At 37.6% G+C, this 16,551-nt stretch carries 16 protein-coding genes and 1 other annotated feature; of the genes, 6 read left to right on the forward strand and 10 right to left on the reverse strand.

What is annotated here, in order from left to right; translation table 11 throughout:
* Positions 1-8 precede the first annotated feature (8 nt).
* Complete coding sequence (locus FC27_RS07695) at positions 9-785, forward strand: hypothetical protein (RefSeq protein WP_010624517.1); 777 nt, start codon at positions 9-11, stop codon at positions 783-785.
* 79 nt (positions 786-864) lie between these two features.
* On the opposite strand, the gene FC27_RS07700 is transcribed toward FC27_RS07695, so the two are convergent.
* From FC27_RS07700 to FC27_RS07710, 3 genes are all read right to left on the reverse strand, one after another.
* Entirely contained in the window at positions 865-1,203 is a 339-nt protein-coding gene (locus FC27_RS07700; protein ID WP_010624518.1) for a hypothetical protein, read from the reverse strand.
* Positions 1,200-2,222, reverse strand: coding sequence for an exonuclease domain-containing protein (locus tag FC27_RS07705; protein WP_010624519.1), 1,023 nt, complete (start codon positions 2,220-2,222; stop codon positions 1,200-1,202). The genes FC27_RS07700 and FC27_RS07705 overlap by 4 nt, the downstream gene beginning before the upstream one ends.
* A gap of 141 nt (positions 2,223-2,363) precedes the next feature.
* Complete coding sequence (locus tag FC27_RS07710; protein ID WP_010624520.1) at positions 2,364-2,894, reverse strand: hypothetical protein; 531 nt, start codon at positions 2,892-2,894, stop codon at positions 2,364-2,366.
* Between the two features lie 422 nt (positions 2,895-3,316).
* On the opposite strand from FC27_RS07710, the gene FC27_RS11810 reads away from it, so the two are divergent.
* Positions 3,317-3,478, forward strand: a complete 162-nt coding sequence (locus tag FC27_RS11810; RefSeq protein WP_155802124.1) for a hypothetical protein — start codon at positions 3,317-3,319, stop codon at positions 3,476-3,478.
* Between the two features lie 43 nt (positions 3,479-3,521).
* Here FC27_RS11810 and FC27_RS07715 read toward each other — a convergent pair whose 3' ends face one another.
* The 4 genes from FC27_RS07715 to FC27_RS07730 form a co-directional block, all read right to left on the reverse strand.
* Complete coding sequence (locus FC27_RS07715) at positions 3,522-5,513, reverse strand: DUF262 domain-containing protein (protein ID WP_010624521.1); 1,992 nt, start codon at positions 5,511-5,513, stop codon at positions 3,522-3,524.
* Positions 5,514-5,526: 13 nt separating this feature from the next.
* A complete protein-coding gene (locus FC27_RS07720) occupies positions 5,527-6,609 on the reverse strand; it encodes a protein NO VEIN domain-containing protein (RefSeq protein WP_010624522.1) in 1,083 nt (360 codons plus the stop codon).
* A gap of 169 nt (positions 6,610-6,778) precedes the next feature.
* Positions 6,779-7,780: a hypothetical protein gene (locus FC27_RS07725; protein WP_010624523.1), complete on the reverse strand. Its 1,002-nt coding sequence runs from the start codon at positions 7,778-7,780 to the stop codon at positions 6,779-6,781.
* Between the two features lie 167 nt (positions 7,781-7,947).
* Entirely contained in the window at positions 7,948-8,283 is a 336-nt protein-coding gene (locus FC27_RS07730) for a hypothetical protein (RefSeq protein ID WP_010624524.1), read from the reverse strand.
* A 155-nt stretch (positions 8,284-8,438) separates the two neighbouring features.
* On the opposite strand from FC27_RS07730, the gene FC27_RS07735 reads away from it, so the two are divergent.
* The gene (locus tag FC27_RS07735) at positions 8,439-9,119 is read left to right on the forward strand and encodes a YjjG family noncanonical pyrimidine nucleotidase (RefSeq protein WP_010624525.1); all 681 of its coding nucleotides are present in this window, start codon (positions 8,439-8,441) and stop codon (positions 9,117-9,119) included.
* A gap of 42 nt (positions 9,120-9,161) precedes the next feature.
* Here FC27_RS07735 and FC27_RS07740 read toward each other — a convergent pair whose 3' ends face one another.
* From FC27_RS07740 to FC27_RS07750, 3 genes are all read right to left on the reverse strand, one after another.
* A complete protein-coding gene (locus FC27_RS07740; protein WP_010624526.1) occupies positions 9,162-10,388 on the reverse strand; it encodes an NADPH-dependent oxidoreductase in 1,227 nt (408 codons plus the stop codon).
* 12 nt (positions 10,389-10,400) lie between these two features.
* Positions 10,401-11,012 (reverse strand): NADPH-dependent FMN reductase, encoded by a 612-nt coding sequence (locus FC27_RS07745; RefSeq protein WP_010624527.1) that lies wholly within the window; start codon positions 11,010-11,012, stop codon positions 10,401-10,403.
* Between the two features lie 109 nt (positions 11,013-11,121).
* On the reverse strand, positions 11,122-12,051 hold the full coding sequence (locus FC27_RS07750; protein WP_010624528.1) for an FAD:protein FMN transferase: 930 nt from the start codon (positions 12,049-12,051) through the stop codon (positions 11,122-11,124).
* 160 nt (positions 12,052-12,211) lie between these two features.
* Between FC27_RS07750 and FC27_RS07755 the strand changes: the two genes are divergently transcribed.
* The 3 genes from FC27_RS07755 to asnA all read left to right on the forward strand — a co-directional run bounded on the left by FC27_RS07755 (position 12,212) and on the right by asnA (position 16,503).
* On the forward strand, positions 12,212-14,050 hold the full coding sequence (locus FC27_RS07755) for an FAD-binding protein (RefSeq protein ID WP_010624529.1): 1,839 nt from the start codon (positions 12,212-12,214) through the stop codon (positions 14,048-14,050).
* A gap of 89 nt (positions 14,051-14,139) precedes the next feature.
* Positions 14,140-14,718 (forward strand): TetR/AcrR family transcriptional regulator, encoded by a 579-nt coding sequence (locus FC27_RS07760; protein WP_010624530.1) that lies wholly within the window; start codon positions 14,140-14,142, stop codon positions 14,716-14,718.
* A gap of 450 nt (positions 14,719-15,168) precedes the next feature.
* Positions 15,169-15,419, forward strand: a binding site (T-box leader).
* A gap of 76 nt (positions 15,420-15,495) precedes the next feature.
* Entirely contained in the window at positions 15,496-16,503 is a 1,008-nt protein-coding gene (asnA, locus tag FC27_RS07765) for an aspartate--ammonia ligase (RefSeq protein ID WP_010624531.1), read from the forward strand.
* Positions 16,504-16,551: the final 48 nt, after the last annotated feature.

The raw sequence follows: 16,551 nt of genomic DNA on the forward strand, positions 1-16,551 counted from the left end.
GGTAAATTATGAAAAAATTTGTCTTGCTGTTAACTAACGATCCCAGTCACCTCACTGATATCCAGCAAAAAATCATTGAATACCTGCAGACGGTACCAGACGTAAATATCGAAGTATTCGATGAAGGTAACCAGACCTTCGACGCTCAAGATCAGATCAGTCTGGCAACAGTCGTGATAGCTGACGTTACTCATCTGGATGAAAAAATGAACTATCGACTCGGTATCTGCATGGGTCTTGATAGAACCGTGGTTCAAATAATGCCTCAGGGACAAAAGCTCCCCGACTACTTTTTGAATCAGAGTTCTTGGCCTTACCCAAAAGACGACGACCAACAAGATTTCTTAGAGCATCTGAATTATTTGATCCACGTCGAAGACGAAGTAAATGCTGCGGTAGAAAAATATCAGGCTACCAAACACGAAAAAGCTGATAAATCTAAGCAAACGCCAGAAGAACTGACCACCAGTCTCAATCTCGCCTTTCAATCCGCGTTGGATCAATTAGCCAAATACGAATTTATCGAAGACGATAACTATGCTGGATTAGATGACGAATTCGATGAAGAACTGGATGAGCTTGATTCGGACTCAGACGATGAGCTAGAAGATGACATTGATGAAGATTTAGATGATTCATTTGAAGCTGACGAATATGCGCTTGATGAATTGTTTGCAGAAGAAGACGATGACGACGAAGAAATGGAACGTCTCAAACGCGAAGCTGAAGAAGAAGAACGAAATAAACGTTTCTTGGAATACTACGATAGCGGTCTTTTCTTTTAAGCAATAAGCTCAAAAAAGGAGTTTAATACTAGCAGTATTGAACTCCTTTTTCAACATACATTTGAATGTATATTATCTATTATTCGATTTTATTTACTATTAAAAAGTTATCTCGTAATTTTGATTTCAAATCACGAGTCAATAATCTTTTTTTTGAAATACGTAGGAATATCTCACGTTCAAAATCCATTGGCTTCCGTCTTGATTGAATATTTGAAATTTTACAAACCTTTTTTCCAGAAAAAAACTCCGTAGGATATTCATAAGAAATTAAGTGGCCTTTACTATCACTTTTACGAATAACTTTTATTGCTTTTAGCGTTACAAAATCCCCTATAATAGCTCCAATAGATTGATTTATTACTGCATCATTTATGACAAATGTATTACCATTTGTTGTTTGAATTGTTTCAATCACCCTACATCTCTCTCTTTCATGCAATCTTTTAGCATATCGATAAAAACTGTCTCACTTATAATCTGAAGATTCTCTCCTGCAGCAATAATTTTTTTTGCTTTAATCAATTTTGTCGTTGTTGTACCTTTTCCATGTAAACTATATGCTGTGTCACCTAGAATTAGAAAATTGGTTTTTTTAGTTACTCCATTCTGAGCAATTGCCCCTAAATTTGTCACTAGTTGTGCTGCTTCCCGCCTGACAAGCGAATCTAATTTACCAGTGAAACATACATATGTTTGAAAAAATGGATTACTGGAATCAACAAGTGCATATTCCGGCTTTAATTTGGATAAATTTATCGAATGCTGTTTTTGAATTGCTTTAGATTTTTCAAATATATCTAATGAACTATTTTCATTAAAATAATCCAAGACTTCCTTTGTATCTATACAATCTCGTAATCCACGATGAGCTTGTTCTCTTTTTATACCAATTCTTTCAATGCAATCACGTAATCTATTATGTCTTTCTTGAGGATAATACTTTCTTGCAATTCTCATTACATCGACAAAGTCATTTTTGAATTTATGATTTATTTTTTCAATTGAAAGATCGTATATAAAGTTGATGTCAAAATTCACATTAAAGCCCACAATCAAATCTTTATCAATAAAATCAACATATTTTTTTAGAATATCATCCATTATGACACCGTCATTTAATATCATATCTTCAGAAATTCCTGTAATGTTGGTTATCTCAAAAGGAACTGAATTATCATCAGGATATTTAACTAAGTAATTAAACTTGCCAACAACTTCATTTTGTCGTACCTTCAATGCGCTCATTTCAATTATTCTGTCATACCTTGGATCAAGACCAGTTGTTTCAATATCTATAAGTGTATAATCACTTGGAAATTCTAAAAGGCTTTGTCCTTTGTCACGAATTACTTTCCTATTTTTAGCAGTGGAGCCAGATTTTATTATTGAATATAACCCTGGTGCAATTTCAGCAATATTAATACTCTTTTCCATAAAATCCACCTAATTAAACACTATTTTTTATTTTTCTTATTAAAGATATATTCAGATTATCACAGCATTTATTTACTTGATACAGTATTCATTCATTACAATAAATTGAGTATCTATATAAATATATAGTCATAATAAATATTAATAAATATGATAAAGGCACCAGACCATTGATGGCGTCAGTCTTTTAATGATTTGTTCATTTTTATGGAGGGTAATATTCTTTTCGTTAGTCAAAACGTACTCGGCATCGTTAGCTAAATAACGCTGATAGGCATCGTATTTGCTTGGTGCGGTCGTCACATTGATATCGTCTATTACTGACTGTTCGAGCAATTGCTTTGTCGCCGCGTGCGTATAGCCAATGTGGTCAAAGACGTCTAACCGTTTAACTACTACCAGCGGATCCAAGTTGGTCATGAAGCAATTTTGAAGTTTCATCTGATCCAATTTCTCATAATGAATGTCGCCCCAGCTTTCTTGCAGCTTTGGCGATTTGAAGGCTGCGGGGATCAGCAGATAGTCTCTGGAATAGGCGTTCAAGTTGGTCAAAATATTTTCGAAGGAGGAATGTCCGATGATCTTAGCTTTGCCAAGGCATTCCTCCTGGTTATACTGAACGGCGGCAGCATAGCTGTCGGTCGCATTTGGTCCTAATGTATGAATTTTCATAATCTCTGCCTCTCAATCAAATTAAGGAAAACAAAAAGCCAGCTAGATTAGAAATCTAGCTGGCTTATTTGATTTGTTCAGCAATCAAAGGACTCCGCCAACTAGACTTCACGTGTCTAGCCGGCCAAGACAAAATGACTTCGCTAACCTTAGACACGAACGTGTAAGACGTCCGCATCAAAGATCAACGCGGACGCTACCTAAAGTTTGCAAAGCCGAAAAAGGCTTGAGTTTTAGCTGGCGAATAAATAGTCATAATGTATTTCCTTTCGTTATGTAATTGAGTTTATTAAAGCATTTATAATTTAATGTGTCAATGTTAATCAAAAATAACTTTCAAGCATTTTATTAACCCTTAGAAATCATTAATACTATAATGTAAGTACTCTCTCAAAATTACACAAACTGGAGAACTATTAAAAATGACCGAAAAACAAAAAAATGAAAAATTAGTTGATGCTGAAAAATTTATCAAAGCATCAGCAACTTTAGATGATATCGATCAACTAGAAAAATTAATTGAAGCTCGTAGAAAATTCCTTGTTGATATCATTTGTTTAACTGATGATGCACCAACTAAATAAGAGTATCTAATGTCCGTCTTGAACGGTAATTAGATACTCTTTTTTATTGTAACTTGTAACTTATTGCATCAGTCAAATCAAAAATTTCAGAAATCTTTCTTATCAAAGCTAGAATAGTATGAGCGCTAAAATTAGTTTCTATCACTTCTCCATTACTTAACGTTGCTGGTGACCTAATAGCATCTTCTGATTTAAAAAGCATCTCATTCATCGAATTATCCATCTTCAATAATTCAAAATCTTCACTGTTATAATCCCAAATGTAATCAAGCATTTTAATAAGTAACGCTTTCCACGAACTAACGTTATAACTTTTTTCATTAATAATTAATTTAGTAGGTTTCTGTCCTCGAACAATCAATTCTTCATCTAAATAATGCTCCCCACTAACATCTTGTTTCACAACATAATTATTAGCATCAGGAATTCGCCATACTTTTACAGCTTCTTCGCTTAAATTTCTAGAACGCTTTTCAATACTCACACGATCCCATTCACTAAACCCATGAGAGATCATCCGTGTTATTAAGAAATCAGATTTTAAATATTCAGCTTTTTTCTTCTTATAGTCACATTCTTCCAGTTCAATATTGTCCATTGTTAAAGTCAGATTTCCAAGTGTATTTCCAAGCTTTTCGTTAACCAAGTCTACATCCTTGATAGAAATATTCCATTCATTATTTGGCCTTTCAGGCAATATTTTTTCTATCTGAATTTCTTCGATGTCTATCTCCTTTCCCGTCAAATTTCCTTCTAGCATACTTAGAGTTATTTTTGCCAAATTATTCCTTTTCTTATGAATATCTATCTTTTGTAATGAATCTATAAAATCAGTATTCTTAGGAAAGTTTTTATTAAGAAGTATTCTTTCAACAGTAGCCAATTCTTGTTCGTCTGAATCCGACTTAATTAAAGTTGTTACCACTCCATTTATTGGGCTACCTGCACGACATATAAGTGTTCTGTATAGATAACTATCAAGAACATTACAAATACTCCCAAATTGCGATTCGTCTATTTTACCTTGATTTCTAAGTTTAAGTAATTTTAACAAGTATGGATAAATGGCCCTCCTTTCCATGGCATTTATATTATGAATTGATTTTCTAACTACTTTATTTTCAAAATTCACATCTCTTAAGTCCTTATAAAAAATAGAAAATTCGTATAGTTCTTTAAGAGCAAATCTAGAATTATATTTTTGCGATTTAAAAAAGTACTTATAAGTTTCATAAACATCCTTTTTATTAGTTAATTTACCAGTTTTACAAATCAAATAATGTCGAATAAACTCGGTAATAACATCATTTGTAAATTTAGTTTGAATTTTCGACCAATATTCTTCATACAATTCAATTTGTTCCGAAGAATCAACACCCATTAGTAAAAAATTTCTAATCAAATCTGCTGGTAACAATGAAATTCCCGTGGAATTAATACTTTCAAAAATAACTTGAGGATTTTCACCTGAATTCTTATTTTCAAGTTCAATAAAAATCATGCTCATTCTTGATAAGGCATCCAAATATTCATTTGTCGATATATTTGAATTTTCTATTCGTGTTAAAAAATATCGATAATTTAAATTCATTTTAGAGGGAAATTCCTCTTCACTCAATGATCCATTCATTATCTTTAAATAATTATCATAGTCACTTTCTACTGAATGTAATTTATAATGATTATTTTCACTAACGTACTTATTCATTAAATATTGATCTTCAATTTTATTTTTCAAATTCAAATCATCACTCAAACTGGATATTGCTTTTAAAAGCAAAATACAACTTGTTAATCTCTGTTGACCATCAATAACTTGTTTTGTATAACTGCCATCAATATTTTGTTCTGCTATATATACAATTGTTCCCAAAAAGTGTGTATTATTTTGTTTTTCAATCAAACTTTCAAGATCCGAAAATAATTGTTCACATTGGGTTTGAGACCATTCATATTTTCTTTGATATACCGGAATGTCAAAAATGGTATTAGGTATGCTAATTAAATCCAACAGTGAAGTGCTATCAGCTTTCATAATCAATAATCCTTTATTTATTTATAATTTTTTTATTCATATTTGTTACTGGACTTGCACGATATGATGCGGGTTCTAATTTTAAATCAGTCAAACTAATTTTTGATAAATATACTTTGCCATAGTCTGTTTTAAGTTCTGACAAGTAATAAAATAAATAAGATATATTAGGATCATTATCTACTTGTCTTGCTACCTCTTTTTCCTTTGATGATACAAAAAAATCTCCCGTTTTAACTGTTGAAGTCTTTACATCTATCAATGTCTTTTTACCATTCGAAAAAATTATCTCGATGTCATATCCTAAATTATCATTGCCGTCTTCTTTATCAAGATTTTGTGATCTTCCAATAATTTTGGCATCTGGATATTCATTATGTAAATATTCAAAAATTATCAATTCTCCCATTTCACCAACAATTTGATTGTTCTCAAAAATCTTATAATAGTCTTTATGTGACGCAATATTGGCAGCAGAAGATTTCCCTTCTTCGAATTCAGTTTTAAATTGGCTAAAATTCTTTTTATCAATAATAAATTCTTTAGGATTTCCATCATAATTAACCGTAACTCTTTGCGATCTACTTATGAATGATCGAACGGTTTCAAAAATTTCTGTACTTTGATTTATTAAATATTGAACTTCTTGATTATCTAAAGGTGATAAATACCGTTGATTTAATCTCCCATTTTTATTAAAAGCCTTACTATAATGATTTTTAAAAAAACCAAGATGTGGTTTTAAAGGAAAAGATACTTCAACCATATTGAGCGCAATTTCCCATCCATCAGAATTCCAATTATTTTTATCATCAAATCCATCACTATCAATTTTTTTACAAGATTTTGCTCTTGAAACTGCTTGGCTTACTGAATAAATTGTTTGATGATGTACATTAAAAATAAGGTCACCTTGCCTTACCTTTTTCATGGATTCATATCCAATATTCTTCGTTCCGTTTTTTGCTAATTTTGGAGACCATAATATTTTTTTGTCTCTCTCAATTTCCCAAGTCTTATTTTGTGATACTAAATAAAAATTGATCCCACTATTTTTCAAATCTGATTGAATTGATTCATATTTAACGTTTCCCATAAAACGATTAAACCATAGTAGTTTTTCTATTTGTATATATTTTTGATATACAATTATTTAGTTACAATGTTAAATAAATACTGTTAGATTGGTATTTATCACAATATTATCTAATACATGAAGTATTCTTAATTTGTTCGATAATTAAAATGATTGAATACAATTAATTTTAAAATTCATCCTCAAACTCTGCCTGATTATAGTCATCCAAGTAGTCATCATCGCTATCTGGGTCATAACTTGGATCGTGATACTTATCCTTGTACTTTGGCTTGAGTTTCGTTGACGTTGCTGGCATTGGTGAACTTATCATATGGCTCGGTGGTGTGTAGTCATCGGGAAAGCCTTGCTCTCTTCTGATTTGTTTTAAAATTGGTAATGTCTTGTCTTTATAACGAGTAAACGTTTCTCCTGTTTGCTCGTTTTTTAGTGTGTCTTGATCTATTTTCAATAAGGTGACGTACTCTTTTGGTTTGCGTCCATCGATAATCAGATATTTGTCTTTTTTAGCGATGGCTTTATAGCTGTGTTTGAGTTCGACTAAATATCCATCGCTTTCTATTTTGTGGAGATCATAGCTGGATGCTCCGTCTTCCTGTTTTTGATACCGGAAGTGATAATACCTAGTGAAGTCTTGAGTTGATTGAAAATCTGAATCAGTCAGGTCGATTTCTGATAAACCAAATCCTGGATCTGGTTGATGGTGGAAAAACTTTTGGAAATTTTTAGCACGACTGGCTTGCTTGACGCTGGAAAAATCTTTGGATAGTTTGAGATCCCCATTTCTCAAATGAACGACCTTGTAATAGCGTTTGAAATCTAGCCAGGTGTCGTTTTGTTCGATGATAAAGGCGTTATTGGGCAATTGTTGGTAGGAGTACTCGGTGTAGTCCATGAAGTGGTCTTTTTCGGCGAATTCTACTTGGGACATCCCCTTGGCGGTCAAGACTAGTCGATAAAAGAGATCGTCTTCTAGGGGCTCATGCGATAATTCTTCTCGATAGTAAGTTCCCCGAATGATTTTTGGCAGACCCTTCTTGAACGGTGGCTGCTTGTGTGTCTTTGACTGCCTGATGGCAGCTGAATTATTACTGCGATGGTGTGCCGTCAGCCAGGTGATCGAACCGACTATTATTACGAATAGCGTTACTATTAAGACAAGTTTCTTCACATATTTTCTCCCAGTTTAAACTTTCAATAGACTTCAAATATACCCGATTGGTAGTCTGGTAGCTAGAAAATCTTACAGTTGTTTTTTAATAACTAAACTCTAATTTTATTTATAATTTCCCACAAAAAAAGAAGACTGAAAACTCAGTCTTCTTTCATTATTTTCAATTATAAAACAACTGTACCGTCTTGGTGGATATATAATGTTTGTCCAGCTTTGACTAGGCCGTTGTCACTATTGTGACTGGCGACGAAAGTCCAGTATGGATGGTTGTTTTTGTCCTGGCTGCTGCGTGTCGACATCCAGCCGGCGTTGCCGTATCTGTCGCCGAGAAAGCTTCTAGCTTGCTGGGCATTCTTTAGATTAACGGAATGGTGGCCGTTTTTTGCGACTAATGACGTATCTGGATCATTGCTCTTAACGGCTTGATTGTTGGCCGTGAAACCCACTAAGAATAAGACTGCGACTAAAAATACCCCGGTGATCAATTTCTTGTATTGCATTTGTTGCTCCCTCACTACTTTATGAAAATTTATATACATTTTGCATGATTATTTTCATTCATTATATGACATTTGAAAAATTATTTAAATGGTGGGAGCGTTTTTTTGATAACATAGAGCTATTCTTTGATAGCAAAAGCAAATGAGGTTTTATTATGAAATATCCATTAATTTTATTCGATTTAGATAGCACCCTATTGGATACCAATTTAAATGCGGAAAAAGCTCTTCAAAAGATGCCGATCGCCCAGAAGTTTTCTTTCAATAGCGAACGACTGGCCTACTGGCATGTCTTGAACAATTCTTTATGGCAACAATACGAAAGCAATCAGATCACCAAAGATCAATTGTTCGACCAACGTTTCAAGCGCTACTTTCAGCATTTTGACGTCCAAGTCGACACTAGTCCCTTTCAGGACCAATTCATAAAATTATTTGCCCAAGAGCATGAATTGATGCCCCATGCCGTTGATCTGCTTGATTCCTTGTCTGACCATCAATTGTACGTCATCTCTAATGGGACCAAGTTCAAGCAGCAGCAACAGATAAAAGGCGCTAACATCGGCTCTTACTTTAGAAAAGTTATTTTATCGGAATACCTAGGCTACAAGAAACCGGATCCTAAATTTTTCCAGTCGATGTCGCAAGTCATCGGCGATAATGATTTCTCAGATATGCTAGTCGTGGGCGATTCTTTGTCTGCCGACATTCAAGGCGCCAATCGTGCGGGGATCGACAGCGTTTGGTACAATCCCAGCAAATCGGTCAACAAAGGTAGTCAAAAGCCAACTTATGAAGTCGACGACTTGCTACAGATCCAAAATATTTTACGGTAAACAAAAAGTCGAGGAAAATTCCTCGGCTTTTTTCGTAATCTATTAGTGTTCGGATGCTCCTGAATTGGCATCGACATCTGGCTTCTTGTCGGCATCGTCTTTTGAGCTGGCTGAACCTTGTGATGCTCCGGCGTTTGCGTCGACTTGATTGTTAGGGTCGTCGACAAGTTTTTTACCGGTCTGCTTGAGATAAGAAGCAACGATTGGATATAGATCCAAGACCCATTCATTGACTCCGCGGTAGTTGCCGTCGGCATCGTGCATTGCATGGTAGTAGTGCATGATGTGCTTAGTTTCATTGTTGCCAGGTACGGCCATTGAAACTAGATCCGTCTTGCCAGTTCTCAATGAGTGGATGACCCGTTTTACGTTAGGAATGGCGCGTGGTGGATGGACATCAGTCATCCGGTCACCAACTTGATCAGGCGTCCGTGAAGCGAGCATATCCTTGCCTTCCATGGTCTTATTGTAATAGATGAATTGGTTGTTGTCGTCAACGAAGGTCAATTCCATTGGCATCGTGTTAAAGAAGTAGTTAAGTTGATCAACGGTCAAAAGCCCGCGATCCAATTTAACATAGGCGCTGCCTTCAACGGCGTTAGTCTTAACGGCTGCTTGCTCGACCCAGTCTTTAGCTTTCATCTCAACGTTAGTTACGGTCGTGTCGACTGGATGCGTAGCATCGAGGTCTTCGGCTTCAAAAGCGTCGTCAGCTTCTTCGTCAACATGGTTGATGACTTTGACGAATTTGATGAATTTGTTCAAAGTCGTATGGATGAAGTCGATCGTACCTTGATCCTTCAAATTACCTTTTTCATCAAAGGCCTCTTTAACATTACCTAAAAGGACTTCGTTGCCGGGAAAGGTAATAGCGCCGACACCAGGTGCTTCAAGGATCTGACGCAAGTGCAATTGAGCCCGGCTTGAACCTTGTGAATAGTATGAAGCTCCAACGATCATCACTGGCTTGCCATCTAATGGATGAATGCTGAAAGACAGCCATTCGATCAAGCTCTTCAAAGCTGCTGGCACGGTATGATTGTGCTCTGGCGTGGCGATAATGACACCATCGGCTGCTTCGATCTTCTGAGCGATATATTGGATGGCGTCACCATCTGATTGGTCGTCGTCTTCGTTGAACATCGGAATATCGTTGATGTCTAGTAATTCGATATCGACCTGACTTCTGAAATGTGTAGCAATGAATTTGAGCAGCTTGCGATTGTATGATTCATCAGCAATCGATCCTGCTATACCAACTAGTTTCATAATTATTCCTCCTTATTTATTGTCTTCCCAATTAAAATCAGCGGCTTTTTGCTTATTAGCGGCTGTAGCATTATTTAGTTTTCCTGAAATCTCAACGAACTTTAAGAAGTCTTGGAACAAGCCATCGAGCTGTTTAGCCGCTTCTTTGTCGTTCAAATTGCCATTGTCGTCGAAGGCTTGCAACGAGTGAGCCAGCAAGAACTCTGAACTTGGCATGATACGAGCCTTGATCTCGGGTGAATCCAAGACCTGACGCAATTGTGCTTGAGCACGACTTGAACCTAATGATCCATATGAAGCACCAGTGATCATCACTGGCTTGTCGACAAATGGATGCTGTCCATATGAGAGCCAAGCTAAGGCGCTCAATAAGACGGCTGGAACTGAATGGTCGTATTCAGGAGTTCCGATGATCACGCCATCAGCCTTTTCGACTTTTTTAGCCATTTCCTTAGCACGTTCGGGCACGGTCTTTTCCTTGCTCTTCTTAAAAATTGGCAGATCCTTGATCTCGATCAATTCGATTTGAGCTTCTTTTTTAAAATGATTCTGCATATATTGTAATAATTTGCGATTTGTTGAACTTTTTGAGTTGGAACCAACTATAGCGACAAACTTCTTCATATTAGCTATCCATCCTTTCGGGTTATTCCATAATATATATTTTAGTTATATTTATGTGAAAAATCAATCAAAGTTTCCAAAAATGTTTAACGCTTACATAATTTAAAAATTATTTTTTATTAAATGCATCTTTTAGACCACTCGTAACGCTGATCTCTAAATCTCTGGTGATAAAAATTGCTTCGATACCCGGTTCTCGTTCGATCAGCTTCATCCCCTGATCGATACCTTGGTAAAACCCAATCGTTGACCAGATCTCGCCGTCAACAGAACGGTCAGAAACTATCGTTACGCTGGCCAAATTATTAGCGATCGGATAGCCGGTCTTTGAATCGAACATGTGGTGATACTCGTGACCGTCGACTACCAGCTTCCTCTCATAGATGCCAGAGGTACCGATCGATTTCTCCGGTGTTTTTAAGATGCCAATGGGAACGTTACGCGATTTGATTGGGTTTTGGATGCCGATGCGCCAAAGACTGTCTGGACGAAGGCTGCGGCCGACCAACAAAATATTTCCCCCGAGGTCGATGATGCCCGACTCGACACCAGTCTTCTCCCAAAACTCTTTGATCCGATCAGCGATCCAGCCCTTAGCGATACCGCCAAGATCGATCTCCATGCCTGACTTTTTCAAGAAGACCGTTCGTTTATCGTCCTCTAGTTCAATGCTATTAGCATCGATCTGCTCTAAGCGTTGCTGAATCTGGCTATCTGTCGGTTTGTTAGCTCCCTTAAAGCCAATCTTCCACAGCTTGACCAAAGGTCCAATAGCAACGTTGAAGCCGAGATCACGTTGGCTGACTTCGACAGCCGTTTTGATCAAATCGTAGTCGTCTTTGGGGACCGCTACTGGCTTGATACCAGCGTTATGATTGACCGCCATGATCTCTGATTCTGGTCGATTGACGGTCAACTTGTCTTCATAATGCTTGATCAGATCATAGGCTCCATCAAGGTCGTCGACCGTGGCCGGTTCAGCGACCGACAGATTGATCAAAGTGCCGAGTGCGTAATACTTTTTATTTATCATTCCCATGGCTTTCATCCTATATACTTTTTTATATATTTCATAGATAAGGTAACATATTCACGAGCAGTTTTCAGGTAATTTTTTGTTCAAACATTCACACATAATCATTCACAGCCATCTTTTTGTGAGTTATATTAATCATTGAGGTTAAAAAGGAGAGAAAATTATGTTTAAATCTACTACATCAAATTGGGACGCAACTTATGACGTTGTCGTCCTAGGTTTCGGCGGTGCCGGTGCCACGGCTGCCCGTTTTGCGGCCGACAATGGTGCCAAGGTACTAGTCGTCGACTCAGCTCCTGAAGGCCACGAAGGCGGAAACACTCGCTATGCCGGCCAAGTTATTTCCACAGGTTCAAGCCTTAACGACTTGCGGGACTACTACGACGATTTGGCCAAGCCCTTGAATTACGATAAAGATCTTATGGAAACTTACGTTCAAGGCTTGTACGACATGCCTAACTTTTTAAAGAAATATCTCGGCGTAGAAAAGCCATTCATCATGGCTGATCATCCCGATTCACCAGTTTCAAAAGCGCTCTTCTTCATGCGCCACGAATACCCTGAATTGCGCGGTCAAGAAACGCACGATTTGGTAGCCGTTCACGAAGGAGTAGCCGATTCTGCCCTTTGGAAGAACTTGCGTCAACAAGTTCTCGACCGCTCCGATAAGATCGACGTCTTGTACGAAACTCCCGCAGAGCATATCTATCAAGATCCATACATCAAGTCAGTTATCGGCGTGCAGATCAAGCGCGATGGCAAGCTGCTCGACGTCAAAGCCAACAATGGTGTCGTCATGGCAACTGGAGGCTTTGAAAACAACCCTGAGATGGTCGAAAACTATCTCGGCGAAACGAGTCTGAATCCAATCGGTTCTCTCTACAATAAAGGTGCCGGAGTCAAAATGGCTGAAGATGTTGGCGCAAAATTGTACAACATGGCTAATTACGAATCATATGGTATCTTCCATGGTTTAACACCTAAACCTGCTGAAGGCGAGCGTTCGCAATTTCTACCCTTCGATTGGCCTGCTTTCCATCAAGGAAGCTTGATGGTCGTCGGCGATGACGGAACTCGTTACTTCGACGAAAACGAGATGCATCGTCACGGACATATCCAAAACCACGGCGAATGGAGAATTCCTAACGCACAGCTCCACCCTTACGTTATTTTCGATCAAAAGAAATATGAGGCACTGGTCAATGACTCCGATGCTCCATACCCTGAAATCATGAAGCAAGTTGTCAAAGCCGACACCGTAAAAGATTTGGCCAAGATCATGGACGTTGACGTCAAAGTCCTTAAAGATACGATCAAGGTCTTCAATCGTTTCGCTAAAAAGGGTCGCGACTTTGCCTTCAATCGTGACGGCAAAACTTTGACGGCCTTCAACGAAGACGGTCCTTACTATGCTTTGGCAATGGTTCAAGGATTGTTGAATACGCAAGGCGGTCCGGTCCACAACCAGAAGACTGAAGTGCTCGATCCTGACGGCAACGTCATCCCTCATCTTTATGCTGTCGGTGAACTAGGCAGTTTGATGGGACGTAAGTACAATGGCGGTAGCAATCTGGCTGAGAATTTGATCTTTGGTCAAATTGCTGGTCAAGAAGCTGCTAAGATCAAGGCTCAAGTTCAAGAGCCACAAGTAAAATCCAACGAAAATACTAGTCAAAATACTCAAGGAATCGGTTCCGACGTTGGCGAAGAAGACTTCAAGACTGGCCCTAATCAATTCATCGGAACTTCGACTGCCGGAATGGGAAACGAGATCGTCGTCCGGGTGACCGTTGATGAAGATCAAAATATCAAAGATATTGAAGTCTTGAAACAAAGCGAATCAGACGACTACGGACTCAAAGCAGTCAAAGAATTGCCCGATGAGATCGTGGCTAAGAATTCGACTGACGTTGATACTATTTCTGGTGCTTCAGCATCCAGCAAAGCTATCAAAGAAGCCGTTAATAATGCATTGAAACAAGCTAAACAAGTTACTGAATAAAAAGAAAAATCACTGAGAAAAATTATCATTTTTCCAGTGATTTTTTTGCTTTTTATGCTAAAATTATATTTGATTAGGGGGGATAAGTTATGGGACTGGATAAACGTGTAGCCAAAACAAATGATGCGATCCAAGATGCCTTGGTCTTTTTAGCGCAGTCGATGCCGCTTGAAAAAATCACCGTAACGGCCTTGGCTAAGACTGCTCAGATCAGTCGAAAGACCTTTTACGATCGTTATTCCGACGTCAACGACTTGGTCTCTTGCCTACGAAACAACGTCGTATCTAGGTTCGAGGAAGTTTTCGTTCCCCCACTGAATTGCAACAACAAAAAAAGTCACCAAGCCATCATTGATTTTTTGGATTTTGCTAAAGAAAATCGTGAATTGATCTCGGTGCTGAAGACCAACGACAGTCCCTATGTTGACTTGGCCATCAAACGCAGAGCCAAAGCATTCGAAAATTACTTGATCGAATCGATCCACTATTCACCTGAAAAAGCTACTTCGATCGCCCCTTGGCTGATAACATTTTACTTTCGAGGCTTGGAGCATTTGACTGGTGTCTGGCTGTTCTCGAAAAATTCTCTGGATGAGAACGACATGGTAAAATTGATCGATCTGCTATTCTACTCGCCGATCGAAAGCATCAAAAAAGACGATGTCTAAACCCAGTAAGGCATCGTCTTTTTACTAGAAAGGATTGAACTTCAAAACTTATCCCATGTGTTATTGCAGACAAAACTTTTTATGCCCTTGAACGGGAAACGTGTTTGCAAGGACCCAGAACTACCTTGCACATTTAACTTCATTTTATCTAGCATAACAACTAAATGTAGTATACGCCTACTTACTAAAATATGTAACACATTATATTAAATATATAATAAAATGTATATTATCTTTTGTAATATAAAACATATTTATTTCTAGAACAGTTGGATTGGTTATCTCATAAAATTAGAATCACCTTTTTTGAGAAATCATTTTAGATATTAATTGCTGATACAGCAGGTGTTTTACCAACCTATTCTCAGTTTGATTATTAATCGTTGAAGAAGTTTTTTTAATTTTAGACTTTACAACTGAAAAAATAATGCTAGTATAAATTACATCGAGATAAAGACGTGAAGAAAGAGGAGTAAGATTTTTCAATCTGACAGTGAATCGGGAATGGTGAGAACCCGAGCAGATGAGAATTATCTGAATAACACTTTCCAAGTTTCTGACTGAAATGATTTTATCAAACTAGGTTCAGACGTGTGACTGGGACGTTATCATCCAGTGGAGTATGTTAGTACTCTTATTAAGGTGGCCTATCTTCGGATAGGCAAACTGGGTGGTACCGCGAAAAGTCTTTCGTCCCTTTTATTAGGGATGGAAGGCTTTTTTTATTACCTCCATTTCCAGCGTTTTATCGACAATAATTTTTAAAGGAGAGTTATCATGCACATTATTAAACCGAAGGATTATCAACCAAAATTATCAACTAAGCAAACTCAAGCTGCTATCCGCTTTATCCGTGAAACATTCCAAGATGAATTTGGTAAGGAATTGAATCTTTCTCGTATTTCTGCACCAATGTTTCTAGAAAAGGACACCGGTTTAAATGATAACCTTAATGGTGTTGAAAAACCTGTATCCTTTGAAATGAAAGATATGCCTGGAAAGACTATCGAAATCGTCCACTCACTTGCTAAGTGGAAACGTTGGGCCTTAAAACACTATGACTTCAAGCTTGGCGAAGGTCTTTACACTAACATGAACGCTATCAGAAAAGACGAAGATCTCGACAACTTTCACTCAATCTACGTTGACCAATGGGATTGGGAAAAAGTCATCAAAAAAGAAGATCGTACGAAAGAAACTTTGGAAGCCACCGTTAGACAAATTTTCAAAGTCATCAAGCATATGGAACACGAAGTTTGGTACAAATTCCCTGAAGCAGTTCACCATTTACCAGATGAAATCCACTTCGTAACTTCTCAAGAACTAGAAGACAGATGGCCTGACAAGACTCCTAGAGAACGCGAAAATGCCATAACTAAAGAGCTTGGCTGTGTCTTCATCGAGCAAATCGGTGGCGCTCTAAAGAGTGGCAAGCCTCATGACTTGCGTGCCCCCGACTACGATGACTGGAAACTAAACGGCGATATCATGTTCTGGTACGAGCCACTGGATCAAGCCATCGAAATTTCTTCAATGGGTGTCAGAGTTGATGCTAAATCAATGGCTGAACAATTGAAGATCACAGATGAAGAACAAAGACTAGAATTGCCATACCACAAGATGATTATGAGTGAAGAACTCCCCTTCACCATCGGTGGTGGTATCGGACAATCAAGACTTTGCATGTTGCTACTAGGCAAAGCCCATGTCGGCGAAGTCCAAGCATCAGTTTGGCCTGACGAATACATCAAAGATTGCGCCAAATACAACATTCATATTCTATAGTAGAAACTACCTAAAAGACTTCCAGAAAAAAATGGCTCTAAGTCAAAT

The organism is Companilactobacillus versmoldensis DSM 14857 = KCTC 3814 (assembly GCF_001434295.1).
Taxonomy (GTDB): Bacteria; Bacillota; Bacilli; order Lactobacillales; family Lactobacillaceae; genus Companilactobacillus; species Companilactobacillus versmoldensis.

Bases quoted from the DNA above. Each gene is read 5' to 3' on its own strand.
- FC27_RS07750 (WP_010624528.1), bottom strand. From the start codon at position 12,051: ATGGGAATGATAAATAAAAAGTATTACGCACTCGGCACTTTGATCAAT.
- FC27_RS07740 (WP_010624526.1), bottom strand. From the start codon at position 10,388: ATGAAACTAGTTGGTATAGCAGGATCGATTGCTGATGAATCATACAAT.
- FC27_RS07705 (WP_010624519.1), bottom strand. From the start codon at position 2,222: ATGGAAAAGAGTATTAATATTGCTGAAATTGCACCAGGGTTATATTCA.
- FC27_RS07710 (WP_010624520.1), bottom strand. From the start codon at position 2,894: ATGAAAATTCATACATTAGGACCAAATGCGACCGACAGCTATGCTGCC.
- FC27_RS07760 (WP_010624530.1), top strand. From the start codon at position 14,140: ATGGGACTGGATAAACGTGTAGCCAAAACAAATGATGCGATCCAAGAT.
- FC27_RS07735 (WP_010624525.1), top strand. From the start codon at position 8,439: ATGAAATATCCATTAATTTTATTCGATTTAGATAGCACCCTATTGGAT.
- asnA (WP_010624531.1), top strand. From the start codon at position 15,496: ATGCACATTATTAAACCGAAGGATTATCAACCAAAATTATCAACTAAG.
- FC27_RS07720 (WP_010624522.1), bottom strand. From the start codon at position 6,609: ATGGGAAACGTTAAATATGAATCAATTCAATCAGATTTGAAAAATAGT.
- FC27_RS07695 (WP_010624517.1), top strand. From the start codon at position 9: ATGAAAAAATTTGTCTTGCTGTTAACTAACGATCCCAGTCACCTCACT.
- FC27_RS07745 (WP_010624527.1), bottom strand. From the start codon at position 11,012: ATGAAGAAGTTTGTCGCTATAGTTGGTTCCAACTCAAAAAGTTCAACA.
- FC27_RS07715 (WP_010624521.1), bottom strand. From the start codon at position 5,513: ATGAAAGCTGATAGCACTTCACTGTTGGATTTAATTAGCATACCTAAT.
- FC27_RS07755 (WP_010624529.1), top strand. From the start codon at position 12,212: ATGTTTAAATCTACTACATCAAATTGGGACGCAACTTATGACGTTGTC.
- FC27_RS07730 (WP_010624524.1), bottom strand. From the start codon at position 8,283: ATGCAATACAAGAAATTGATCACCGGGGTATTTTTAGTCGCAGTCTTA.
- FC27_RS11810 (WP_155802124.1), top strand. From the start codon at position 3,317: ATGACCGAAAAACAAAAAAATGAAAAATTAGTTGATGCTGAAAAATTT.